The sequence below is a fragment of the Paraglaciecola sp. genome (assembly GCF_051252315.1).
In the GTDB taxonomy this organism is placed as follows: Bacteria; Pseudomonadota; Gammaproteobacteria; order Enterobacterales; family Alteromonadaceae; genus Paraglaciecola.
Map to the genome: position 1 here is coordinate 1 of NZ_JBPOFP010000123.1, position 12,476 is coordinate 12,476.

12 protein-coding genes and 1 tRNA gene are annotated in these 12,476 nt (G+C 38.5%); 8 read left to right on the forward strand and 5 right to left on the reverse strand.

What is annotated here, in order from left to right; all coding sequences use genetic code 11:
• Positions 1-222 (forward strand): hypothetical protein (locus tag ACSHXM_RS18160; protein ID WP_435691128.1); only part of this gene is annotated, 222 nt, incomplete at its 5' end.
• Positions 223-623: 401 nt separating this feature from the next.
• Here ACSHXM_RS18160 and ACSHXM_RS18165 read toward each other — a convergent pair.
• The 4 genes from ACSHXM_RS18165 to ACSHXM_RS18180 form a co-directional block, all read right to left on the reverse strand.
• Positions 624-700 (reverse strand) — tRNA-Val (locus tag ACSHXM_RS18165).
• Between the two features lie 199 nt (positions 701-899).
• Positions 900-1,913, reverse strand: a complete 1,014-nt coding sequence (locus tag ACSHXM_RS18170; RefSeq protein ID WP_435691130.1) for a DUF3080 family protein — start codon at positions 1,911-1,913, stop codon at positions 900-902.
• Positions 1,914-1,920: 7 nt separating this feature from the next.
• Positions 1,921-2,664 (reverse strand): pteridine reductase, encoded by a 744-nt coding sequence (locus ACSHXM_RS18175; RefSeq protein WP_435691132.1) that lies wholly within the window; start codon positions 2,662-2,664, stop codon positions 1,921-1,923.
• Between the two features lie 99 nt (positions 2,665-2,763).
• Positions 2,764-3,624 carry a fructosamine kinase family protein gene (locus ACSHXM_RS18180; protein ID WP_435691134.1) on the reverse strand — a complete coding sequence of 287 codons (861 nt, stop codon included), beginning with the start codon at positions 3,622-3,624 and terminating at the stop codon, positions 2,764-2,766.
• A 298-nt stretch (positions 3,625-3,922) separates the two neighbouring features.
• Here ACSHXM_RS18180 and thrS point away from each other — a divergent pair, with 298 nt between their 5' ends.
• The 7 genes from thrS to ACSHXM_RS18215 all read left to right on the forward strand — a co-directional run bounded on the left by thrS (position 3,923) and on the right by ACSHXM_RS18215 (position 11,057).
• On the forward strand, positions 3,923-5,836 hold the full coding sequence (gene thrS / locus ACSHXM_RS18185) for a threonine--tRNA ligase (protein WP_435691137.1): 1,914 nt from the start codon (positions 3,923-3,925) through the stop codon (positions 5,834-5,836).
• A gap of 38 nt (positions 5,837-5,874) precedes the next feature.
• Positions 5,875-6,402, forward strand: coding sequence for a translation initiation factor IF-3 (gene infC, locus ACSHXM_RS18190; RefSeq protein ID WP_435691139.1), 528 nt, complete (start codon positions 5,875-5,877; stop codon positions 6,400-6,402).
• 118 nt (positions 6,403-6,520) lie between these two features.
• Positions 6,521-6,718, forward strand: coding sequence for a 50S ribosomal protein L35 (gene rpmI, locus ACSHXM_RS18195; protein WP_235310366.1), 198 nt, complete (start codon positions 6,521-6,523; stop codon positions 6,716-6,718).
• A gap of 16 nt (positions 6,719-6,734) precedes the next feature.
• Positions 6,735-7,091 carry a 50S ribosomal protein L20 gene (rplT, locus tag ACSHXM_RS18200; RefSeq protein WP_435691142.1) on the forward strand — a complete coding sequence of 119 codons (357 nt, stop codon included), beginning with the start codon at positions 6,735-6,737 and terminating at the stop codon, positions 7,089-7,091.
• 285 nt (positions 7,092-7,376) lie between these two features.
• A complete protein-coding gene (gene pheS, locus ACSHXM_RS18205) occupies positions 7,377-8,357 on the forward strand; it encodes a phenylalanine--tRNA ligase subunit alpha (protein ID WP_435691144.1) in 981 nt (326 codons plus the stop codon).
• 14 nt (positions 8,358-8,371) lie between these two features.
• Entirely contained in the window at positions 8,372-10,756 is a 2,385-nt protein-coding gene (gene pheT / locus ACSHXM_RS18210) for a phenylalanine--tRNA ligase subunit beta (RefSeq protein ID WP_435691146.1), read from the forward strand.
• A 4-nt stretch (positions 10,757-10,760) separates the two neighbouring features.
• Entirely contained in the window at positions 10,761-11,057 is a 297-nt protein-coding gene (locus ACSHXM_RS18215; RefSeq protein ID WP_235310370.1) for an integration host factor subunit alpha, read from the forward strand.
• Between the two features lie 83 nt (positions 11,058-11,140).
• Here ACSHXM_RS18215 and ACSHXM_RS18220 read toward each other — a convergent pair whose 3' ends face one another.
• Positions 11,141-12,331, reverse strand: coding sequence for an aromatic amino acid transaminase (locus tag ACSHXM_RS18220; RefSeq protein ID WP_435691149.1), 1,191 nt, complete (start codon positions 12,329-12,331; stop codon positions 11,141-11,143).
• Positions 12,332-12,476: the final 145 nt, after the last annotated feature.

A 12,476-nucleotide genomic window follows, 5' to 3' on the forward strand; every position in this document is an offset into this window, starting at 1 on the left:
ATTAGGCGTTGGGAAAAGCTTATTCATAGTACCCTAGGGGTTAATACTGCGTTGATAAGAGTAGTTTTACCTAGGCAATGTGGTTATTCGGATCATGTGTTTGCTCCCTTTGGAAAAGTGGTAAGGAGTAATGAGGGAATTTTTCTCGGCATGAGTGATTTTGGAGTTATGGCGATGAATGTAAAGAGACTAAAAACTGAAAATCAAAAGTATGATAGGTAGCTGTCAATTAGAAATCCTAAACGTAGTTATGCGTTTATTGCTTTTTTGCATTTACTGTTGCTTTACAATAAATTGAATTTGTAGCTTAAGTAGGTAAAGTTTCTATATCACTACTTGTTAAAAAGTATTTTTATTTTGTGTGGTAGGGGTCAAAAAAAAAGAGCTTCAAAAGTAAGAAAACGAAAATAGTGGGCACAGTTTGGGCACAAATCAGGTTTTCATTAAACATTACTTGTTCAAAATGATTTATTTAAGTAGGTAAAAGCCCATTATTTAGGACAGAGTACGAAGGGGGACATGATTCTTCAAAAAGGATTAATTGTAATAATTACAAACAGATACAGATAGATTTTATGTGTGTTTTGAAGTCATAATGATGAGGATTTATTACTACTGTAAATTGGTACAACCGAGTGGACTCGAACCACCGACCCCCACCATGTCAAGGTGGTGCTCTAACCAGCTGAGCTACGGTTGTATTCTAAAACTTGTTTAAACATTGCGTCTAAAGCGGCGCGTATAATAACTACGCACCTATATCACTGCAAGTCATTTTTATCCTAATAAGTCTAAGTGCACACTAAACATACAAAATTGATATGAAATACTATTTATTAACTTGTGTAAGTGACTCGTTTGGATCCACCCAAAGATAATTATGCTGATGGGTTAGGGGCCTAAACCTGCTTGGGGATTGGAATATTGCAACGTTTTTGTAGGTTTTGCCAAAATTGAATATGCCGGCTGATGGCATCTTGGTATTCAACAATGCCTAGCTCGTTGTATTGTTTAATGTAGAGTTTGAAGGCCTTTGATAAGTGTTCCAATTGCACGAGTTGAGTAAAAATAGGTTCAAGTTGATAATGATATTGATTCACTTTACTCGCAATTGGTTGTATTTCCTTAATAAAATATCGATAAAAAATGTTGGTTAGGTATTCTATTTTTATTTTATCTTTTGGTTTGTCACAAATTAAACCCTCACTATTTTTAATTAAAAAGTGAGTGGATTTTCTCAAATGCTGGCTAAGTACTTTTTGGCTCAACCATAATTTGGCTGGCAGGGCATAATGTTGAAATTGCTGCAGGTGGTTCTCAAGTATTTGGCTTTGTTTAATTTGGCTATGTTGAATATTAAGCAAATAATGTAGGGCATTTAAGGTGACAGCCAAGCCGTCGGTCTCATCGCCCTTAATATGATTTTGATTTGAACTTAAACCATATTTAAACTCATTACCTTGTTGGATCATATGTCCCCATACATAAGGATAGTTTTGTTTTTTTGTTTTCAGCCAGCGGTTTAACTTATTAACCAGTTGTTCATCTCGAGTAGCGTTAATACATTCGTTTATTGCTTGAATTAACTCACTTTCATATAAATAACGTGTAGAGGGAAGTTGAACCTTACCTAGAGTGGTGTTGCGCTGAGCAATGATTGAATACAAGCGACAATGTTTTAATTTATAAAACTCAAAAAGTTTTATTTTTGTTTCATGTATGGGCAGTGTTAAACCAGATTTTGTTGGATATGGGGCTAATACAATTGTGGAAATTAGCTGATTTTCAACACTTAATACATTGGATAACCGTGCTTGGTAATCGTCTAACTTATCCACTAGTGACGCGTTTTTAGAGCAAGAAGAGCAAAAATATCCGACTAGAATAACAGCGATGATTTTTTGCCCTAACATTAAGAGGTTAACCTTTGGTATAAGATGAAATACTGCGGCCTCCATCTACAGCAAGTATTTGTCCGGAGACGTAAGTTGCTGAAATTAAATACTGAATGGCTTGCGCAATGTCTTCTATTTCACCTAATCTGGCGGCTGGAATTTGACGCATGATCTCTTCTTTTTCTGCTTGGTTGATTGATTGTTCAGGCCACAAGATCGCGCCAGGAGCGACGGCATTTACTCTCACATTAGGTGCAAGTTCTAACGCTAATGATTGAGTCATGGTGACTAAAGCCGACTTGGCCATGCAATAAAGGGTATGGTCTTTTAACGGTTTAGCGGCATGAATATCAACCATATTGATGATCGTCCCGTTGTTTTTTGCCAATACTTGCGAAACATATTGAGATAAAAAAAGCGGACCTTGCATATTGCTGCCTACTAAACTGTACCAATCTTTTTCTGTTATAGAGCCAATAGGGGTGGGGTAAAAGCTTGATGCATTATTAATTAGTACGTCTAATTTTCCGAATGAATCAATCGCTTGTTGGCCAATACGTTGAATTGAAGAAATATCTGATAAATCTCCTTGGACTAGTTTCGCTGATTTAGGACGAATTTGGTTCAAGGTTTTACATAAGGTTTCCGCCTCTAATCTTGACTGGTTACAATGGATAACGATATTCGATCCAAGATTGTGCAAATACTGAGCCGTATAGGCGCCTATTCGTTTGGCACTGCCGGTAATGAAGGTAACTTTATTATGCATAATATTATGTTTTTGTGATGATGTCGTAAGCATATATCTGAACGATTATAAAGCCTAGACAATTTAGCTTTTTGTGATCTTCAAAGTTAGCGATTTAAATTAGCTATCTAAATTTTTTAGCATGGTTTTAGCACTGTCTAAATAGTGCCCTTCAAATAATAATGCATGATTTAACGTATGATAAAGTTGATAAATAGGCTTACGGTATTGATAGTCTGTACTCAATGGCCAATTGTCGTTATAACCTTGATAAAACTCCTCTGGAAAACGTCCAAATAGTTCTGTCATAGCAAGATCAGTCTCTCGATCGCCATAATGAAAAGCCGGGTCAAATAACACTGCTTGGTTTTTAAAGAAGCCAGTATTACCTTGCCACAAGTCACCATGCAACATTGATGACTCTGGATTATGTCCTCCAAGTAATGTTTTGACAGACTCAATTACTTTTTCAATATTGGCAAGTTGATGGCCTTTTTCAGCTAGACGTTGTAATTGATAACCAATACGTTGTTCTGCATAGAATTGGCTCCAGTTCTTTTGCCATTTATTATATTGAGGAGTGCGTCCAATATAGTTGTCATCTTGCCAACCAAACATTTCTTGTTTGTGTTCTCTATGCATTGTAGCTAGAAGGTGACCAAAATTGCGCCAGCCTTTGTCGTCACCTTGTTGCATATGAATGTACTCAAGCACAAGAAAACTATGGTTTGATACAACGCCATGGGTGATGACTTTGGGGACTTTGAATAATTCTATTTTATTGAGATGCTCAAGCCCTTCAGCTTCAGCTTGAAAATTAGTGAGCTGTATTTTTTCATTTACTTTGACGAAAAACCGGTGTTTTCCATCAGAAATCCGAAATGTTTGATGGCTGTCTCCTTCGGGGATATCGCGCACGTCGTCACAAATAAAATCTGTATTAATACTTTGGCTAATTTGTTCGCTAATAAAATGCCACATGACCGTCTCCTAACGTAAATGTTGCCAATTAATTATGGTGTATTAAACAAACTTGTATGGTTGATTAAGTAATGTGATCTAGGTTTTTTATATTAATCTGTAATTAACAATTCTATTCATCATTGCATCAACAAAGCATATTTCTGTATAATGCCGCCAAATTGATAGTTCTCGAACTTTATCTTTATTTTCCAAACACCCGAAAAGGGTGTTTTTTTATTTATCGGTTTATCTAAAACCATTTAAAACATTCGCATGTGGCGCTTGGTAGGTGTCACCACTGCATTAAGGATTAACTATGCCCGTAATTACTCTTCCCGATGGCAGTCAACGCCAATTTGATAACCCAGTATCTGTATTAGATGTTGCTAATGACATTGGCCCTGGATTAGCTAAAGCTACCATTGCAGGTAAAGTTGATGGTGTGCGCGTTGACGCTTGTGACATGATTGAACAAGACGCTAAGTTACAAATTATTACGGCTAAAGATGAAGATGGATTAGAAATTATTCGTCACTCTTGTGCGCATTTAATTGGCCACGCCATAAAACAGTTATATCCAAATGCAAAAATGGCGATTGGGCCCACCATAGATAATGGCTTTTATTATGACATTGATATGGAAGAGCCTTTACATGAAGACGACTTAGTAAAAATTGAAAAACGCATGCTTGAATTAGCCAAGACTAATTATCAAGTAGTGAAAAAAGTAGTGAGCTGGCAAGAAGCCCGAGATGCGTTCGAAGCTCGCGGCGAAACCTACAAAATGCAAATTCTTGATGAGAACATTGAAAAAGATGACAAACCTGGTTTGTATCATCATGAAGAATATATCGACATGTGTCGTGGTCCTCACGTTCCTAACATGAAATTTTGTCAGCACTTCAAATTAATGAAAGTGGCTGGAGCATACTGGCGTGGTGATAGCGATAACAAAATGTTGCAACGTGTTTATGGCACAGCCTGGCCAGACAAAAAACAATTAAAAGCCTATCTAAATCGTTTAGAAGAAGCTGAAAAGCGTGATCACAGAAAAATTGGTAAGGCCCTCGATTTATTCCATTGGCAAGAAGAAGCGCCAGGCATGGTGTTTTGGCACAACGATGGGTGGAGTATTTATACTGAACTTGAGAAATTTATTCGTGGAAAATTACGTGAATATGATTATCAAGAAGTAAAAGCACCATTAATGATGGACCGTACCTTATGGGAGAAGTCAGGTCATTGGGACAAATATGCTGAAAACATGTTTACGACGACTTCAGAAAAACGTGAATATGCGGTAAAACCAATGAACTGCCCAGGGCATGTTCAAATCTTTAACCAAGGTCTTAAATCTTATCGTGATTTACCATTACGTATGGCTGAATTTGGTTGTTGTCACCGTAATGAACCATCTGGCGCATTGCACGGCTTAATGCGTGTACGTGGCTTTACCCAAGACGATGCACATATCTTTTGTACTGAAGAGCAAATTTTGCAAGAAGTCGGTGGTTGTATAGATTCGGTTTACGAAATTTATAAAATATTTGGTTTTGAAGCTATCTCAGTGAAATTGTCTACGCGCCCAGAAAAACGTGTAGGAAGTGAAGAAATGTGGGATAAGGCGGAAAAAGAATTAGCCGAAGCCTTAACTTCTAAAGGGATTGAGTTTCAGTACCTACCAGGTGAAGGCGCTTTTTATGGTCCTAAGATTGAATTTACATTACATGATTGTTTGGACAGAGCTTGGCAATGTGGAACGGTACAACTCGACTTCTCTATGCCGGGTCGTTTAGGTTCTACTTATGTCGCTGAAGATGGTGAACGTAAAGTACCAGTTATGATCCATAGAGCGATTTTAGGATCTCTAGAACGCTTTATCGGTATTTTAATTGAAGAATACTCAGGTTTGTTTCCTCTTTGGTTGGCACCAACACAAGCAGTTATCTTGAATATTACTGATAAACAAGCTGATTATTCGCAAAAAGTACTAGAAAAGTTAAAAGAAAGTGGAATTAGAGCAAAGTTAGACTTGAGAAATGAGAAGATAGGCTTTAAAATCCGCGAGCACACGCTTAGGCGTGTACCATATTTGCTTGTTGTTGGCGATAAAGAGATGGAAAGCGGTGAAATTGCTGTACGTTCGCGTAAAGGTGATGACCTCGGTAAAATGTCAATTGATGACTTTATCGAAAAAGCCATGTTAGAAGTTGACAACAAACATATCTGATTAATTTTGCGGAGGAATAACATATTAAAAGCGCTAACATGAAGGCTAAAGATTCGAACAAAGCTCGGATCAACGAAGAAATTACATTAAATGAAGTTCGTTTGGTGGGTAAAGATGGTGAACCGTTAGGCGTAGTGTCTATCACTGAAGCTATGGATACTGCTGAACAAGCAAATTTAGACTTGGTTGAAATTAGCCCTAATGCTGAGCCGCCAGTATGTAAAGTAATGGATTACGGTAAGTTCTTGTTCGAAAAGAGCAAGACACTTAAAGAGCAAAAGAAAAAACAGAAACAAATTCAGGTCAAGGAGATTAAATTTCGCCCTGGCACTGATGAAGGCGATTACCAGGTAAAACTGCGCAACCTGCGTCGCTTTTTAGAAGCGGGTGACAAGGCTAAAGTAACGATTCGTTTTCGCGGACGTGAAATGGCTCACCAAGAGATTGGCATTGAACAACTAAAACGCGTTCGCGCGGATTTAGAAGACATTGCTAACTGCGAGTCTTTCCCTAATAGGGTAGAGGGTCGTCAGATGATCATGGTGCTTGCCCCAATCAAGAAGTAGTTAAGGTTTACAAGTAGGTCGGATTCTGCCCCCGTTCTCACCTTGCTGCTAAATATGAAACTTAGACTTAGCGTTTCTGCAAAACAACAAGTCTTATTAACAATGCGGAGTTTTAGCAATGCCTAAAATGAAATCCCACAGCGGAGCTGCGAAGCGTTTTAAGAAAACTGCTTCTGGTCGCTTTAAAAGTAAACAGTCTCACTTACGTCACATTTTGACTAAGAAGAGTTCTAAGCGTAAACGTCACTTACGTGGCAAAAAATTAGCACATGTGGCTGACACTGCGTTGATCCAACGCATGTTACCTTACGTTTAAGACAGGAGACTAGAAAATGGCAAGAGTAAAACGTGGTGTTGTTGCACGTGCCCGTCACAAAAAGGTACTAAAGCAAGCCAAAGGTTATTATGGAGCTCGTAGTCGAGTTTATCGCGTTGCTGTACAAGCAGTAACAAAAGCTGGTCAATATGCATATCGTGACCGTCGTCAACGTAAACGTCAATTCCGTCAATTGTGGATTGCTCGTATAAACGCTGCCGCACGTCAAAATGGTTTGTCTTATAGTCGTTTTATTAACGGTCTTAAGAAAGCCTCTGTCGAAATTGATCGTAAGATCTTAGCCGACATTGCGGTACATGACAAAAACGCATTTAGCGCATTAGTAGATGCTGCTAAAGGTGCATTAGCTTAATTTTTTAACAATTAAGTTTAAGTTCTTTCACAGAAACGGCGAGTCAGGATGGCTCGCCGTTTTTTTATGTCTGAATAAATTATTTTCCCCTTCAAATTCTGTATTAATATCCTATTTTTAATTTATTCCGATAAAAACTAATATTTATATAAATTTTAATAGCTTAGGGTGTTCTGACTACTCGATTTTTCATGTAGAATGCTCGGCTATTTTTATATTTATTACTTAAAGTTATTAAGCCTAAGCTTAATCAGCTCTAAGACTTATTATTACATCGGGGAATCTATGGATCTCGACGCCATTATTACGCAGGCTGAAGAACAGATAAACGCTGCGCAAGACGTGAATACACTAGACTTAATACGTGTTGAGTTTATGGGCAAGAAAGGCCGCATGACTGAACTGCTTAAAGGTTTGGGTAAGCTTTCTAATGAAGAGCGTCCTGCTGCGGGTCAAAAAATCAACTTGGCCAAGCAACAAATTCAAAAGTTAATTCAAGCTAGAGGCGACTTTTTACGTACGCAAGAATTAAATCAAAAGTTAGCAGGTGAAAAAGTTGATGTAAGCTTGCCTGGTCGAGGAACGGCTCGTGGAGGTTTACACCCAGTTACGCGCACAATCAACAGAATTGAAAGTTTCTTTAGTGAACTAGGTTTCACTGCGAAAACTGGGCCTGAAGTTGAAGATGGTTTTCATAACTTTGATGCTTTAAATATTCCAGCAAACCATCCAGCAAGAGCTGACCACGATACCTTTTATTTTAATCCTGATGTGATGTTACGTACTCAAACATCTGGTGTGCAAATTAGAACTATGGAAGTGGAACAGCCACCGTTGCGTATTATTTCTCCTGGTCGTGTATATCGAAATGATTACGATCAAACTCATACGCCAATGTTTCATCAAGTAGAAGGTTTGATGGTGGACAAAAATGTCAGTTTTGCTGAGCTGAAAGGAATTATTCATGACTTTCTAAACAACTTTTTTGAACAAGATTTACAGGTACGTTTTAGACCTTCTTATTTCCCATTCACCGAACCTTCAGCCGAAGTTGATGTTATGGGCAAAAATGGTAAGTGGTTAGAAGTATTAGGCTGCGGAATGGTTCATCCTAATGTGTTAAAAGCAGTCAATATTGATCCAGAAGAATACACGGGTTTTGCTTTCGGTATGGGAGTCGAGCGTTTGACTATGTTGCGTTACGAAGTGAATGACTTACGGTCGTTCTTCGAAAATGATCTTCGTTTCCTTAAGCAATTTAAATAAGTCGAGCCAATAATATGAAATTTAGTGAAAAGTGGTTAAGAGAGTGGGTAAACCCTAGTATCTCAACTGATGCTTTGTCTGAGCAGTTAAGTATGGCTGGTCTTGAAGTTGACGGCGTTGAGCCTGTCGCAGGTGAATTTAGCGGCGTTGTTGTTGGCGAAGTCGTAGAGTGTGGCCAACATCCAGATGCCGACAAGTTACAAGTCACCAAAATTAATGTTGGTGAAGACGAGTTACTCGATATCGTTTGTGGTGCTAAAAATTGTCGCCAAGGTATCAAAGTTGCTGTTGCAAAAGTGGGAGCTGTGTTACCGGGTAACTTTAAAATCAAAAAGGCCAAATTACGTGGCCAGCCTTCTTTTGGTATGTTGTGTAGTTTTTCAGAGTTAGGCATAGCAGATGAGTCAGACGGTATTTTAGAGTTGCCGAATGATGCATCGATAGGCCATGACATCAGAGACTATTTACAACTTGATGACGTGACAATTGAAGTTGATTTAACTCCTAACCGTGCAGATTGTTTAGGGATTAAAGGTTTAGCTCGTGAGGTGGGTGTATTAAATCAGGAAAATGTAACTGAACCTGAAGTGACTTCAGTTCAAGCTACAATCACTGATAACCGTGCTATTCAACTAGCGGATCCAGAGTTATGTCCTCGTTACTTAGGGCGTGTAATTAAGGGCATTAATCTAGACGCCACATCGCCTTTATGGATGGTCGAAAAGTTAAGACGTGCAGGCATTCGAAGCATTGATCCAGTTGTGGATATAACTAACTTTGTGCTTTTGGAGTTAGGTCATCCAATGCACGCTTTTGACAATGATAAATTGTCAGGCGACGTTATCGTTAGGCTTGCCAAGCAAGACGAAAAGTTGACTTTATTAGATGGTAATGAAGTCACATTAAAAGATAATACGCTAGTCATTGCTGATTCAGACAAGGCACTTGCTATGGCAGGGGTGTTTGGTGGACTTGATTCAGGCGTGACTGCTGAATCTAAAGATATCTTTTTAGAAAGCGCATTTTTTGCCCCAGACGCAATTAAAGGTAATGCCCGCCAATACGGTTTACATACTGATGCTTCGCATAGATACGAGCGCGGTGTTGACCCTCAGTTGCAGCGTACTGCTATGGAACGGGCAACTAATTTATTGCTTGAAATTGTGGGGGGCGAAGCTGGACCTGTAATTGAGGCCGTTGAAGAAGCTCACCTACCAAAAGTACAACAAGTTACATTACGTCACAGTCGTTTAACTAGCGTGTTAGGTGTTGAAATATCAGAAGAGACTATCTCAGATATTATTCAGCGTTTAGGCTTTGAAATGAAGCTGAATGAGGCTGTTTGGCATGTTTCAGTACCTGCTTATAGGTTTGATATCAGTATTGAAGAAGACTTAATTGAAGAGGTTGCTCGGGTTTATGGTTATAACCAAATACCTAACGTAGCGCCGGTTTCGACACTCAAAATGTCTAAACGGCAAGAGCAGCAGGTTGACTTAAAGCAACTGAAAAATGTGTTGGTTGAAGCTGAGTATCAAGAAGCCATTACTTATTCGTTTGTCGACCCTAAAATTCAAGCTTTGTTATATCCTGAAATTGGCGGTTTAGTATTACCTCATCCAATTTCTTCGGAAATGTCAGTCATGAGAGTCAGTTTATGGACAGGCCTATTACTAGCTGTTTCATATAACCAAAAACGCCAGCAATCGCGCGTTAGGATGTTTGAATCTGGATTGCGATTTATTCCCGATGAGACTGAAAAAACCGGCGTAAAACAAGAATTGGTGTTAAGTGGTGTTGTAACCGGAAATTTGGCCGACGAAAGTTGGAATTTTGAAACCAGAGCAGTTGATTTCTTCGACGTTAAACGTGATGTTGAGAATATTCTAGACAGTGCTGGCGTCACAGGTTATCAATTTGTAGCACAAGAACATAGTGCATTACATCCAGGCCAAAGTGCAGCTATTTTTAAAGATAACCAGCTGTTAGGTTATTTAGGTGCTATACATCCGCAGTTTGAGAAAAAGTTAGGATTAAACACGCGAGCATTTGCTTTTGAGTTGGATTTTAGTGCCCTTGGGTTGAAAAAATTACCTAAATTAGAAGAAATTTCAAAATTTCCTGCAAATCGACGTGACATTGCTATCGTTGTAGACGATGATAAAGTTGTTGGCGAAATTTTGAGTTGTATAGAAAAATTTGGCGCAAATCAATTAGTTGGCCTAAACTTGTTCGACGTGTATAAAGGTAAGGGTATTGCAGAAGGCCAAAAAAGCTTAGCAATTTCACTTATTTTACAAGATAAGACCAAGACGTTGGAAGAAAGTGACATACAAACAACTGTCGATGGTATTTTAGCTGAATTATCAGAAAAATTTGAAGCATCTTTGAGGGATTGACGGAATGGCATTAACCAAAGCCGAAATGGCGGAACATTTATTTGAGAAATTGGGTCTTAATAAACGAGATGCAAAAGATCTTGTTGAGACTTTTTTTGAAGAGATACGTGAAGCTTTAGAATCAGGAGAGCAAGTTAAGCTTTCTGGTTTTGGTAATTTTGACCTTAGGCAAAAAAGTGAACGCCCGGGCAGAAACCCTAAAACAGGTGAAGATATTCCAATCAAAGCCCGTAAAGTAGTTACGTTTAGGCCTGGTCAGAAATTAAAGAGCCGCGTAGAAAACTCTAAACCGTCTGAATAGTGTAAGACGTATTTAGGTTTAAATGTTTAAGATATTAAAAAACCGGCAAATGGCCGGTTTTTTTATGTCTTGTTAGTTTGTTTTTACAAAACAGATACTAATGCTTTTGCTAACGTATCAACGTTTGTTTTACTAATTCCAGCTATGTTCACTCGGCTTGAGCCCACAAAATAAACACTGTGTTTATCACGTACCGCTTGTACTTGCTCGGGTGTAATACAAAGGAATGAAAACATTCCTTTTTGTTTTTTAACAAATTCGAAATCTTTATTCGCACCGTTTTCTTTTAATTTAGATACCAATAAACCACGCAAGTCTTGCATACGTAAACGCATATCTTCAACTTCTGATTGCCATTCGGCACGCAATGTTTCGTCATTTAAAATGATATCGACTAAAGCACCGCCGTATGAAGGAGGCATAGAATATATCCCACGGGCAATAGATTGAATTTGAGTTTGTATGGCCTGGCGAATGCTTGTATTGGGTGTAACCATAACTGCAATACCGACTCTTTCACGATACAAACCAAAGTTCTTAGAGCACGAAGCAGCAATAATTACTTCAGGTAAGTTATTGACCAATAAACGCATGCCGAAAGCGTCTTCGTCTAAGCCGTCTCCAAAACCTTGGTACGCCACGTCTACAAATGGAATAAATCCAGTTTGTTGAGCGGTTTCCAATACTATCTGCCATTGTTCATTGGTTAAATCGGCACCGGTTGGGTTGTGGCAGCAGCCATGTAGTAAAACTACGTCACCTTTTTTAACTTGTTTAAGGCAATCGATCATAGCGTCAAATTTAATGCTGGCGCTGTCTTTATCGAAATAAGGATACGTTTCTATATTTAATCCAGAATTGCCAATTAAAGGTATGTGGTTAGCCCAAGTCGGGTCACTTACCCATACTGTTAATTTATCATCACAACGCTTAATCAATTCAGCTAGAATTCTCAGTGCTCCACAGCCACCAGGCGCTTGAACAGCAGCTACTCTATCAGCTAATAACACAGGATTACCTTTGCCCAACATAAGTTGCAACATGCCATCTATGTAACCTTGTACACCTTGTGGAGTGATATAGGTTTTTGAATCTTCTTTACCTAATAGAATGGTTTGTGCTTTAGCAACTGTATTTAAGATCGGAGTACGACCTTCTTCGTCTTTATAGACACCTACACCTAAATCTATTTTATTAGGGTTGGTATCAGCTTTGAAAGCGGTAGATAAACCTAATATAGGGTCGGCTGGAAGTTGCGGAAGTACTTCAAACATGATGTTCCTTAGTGGTAAATTAGAATAGAGGATGATCTGGCGATATTATGCCATTTAAAAATAAACATTCGAGTCAAATTCGCTCTAATTTATACAGAAATGGAAATTTTTCTCTGAGTGACAAAAAGCTTGGTTGGTATAAGTT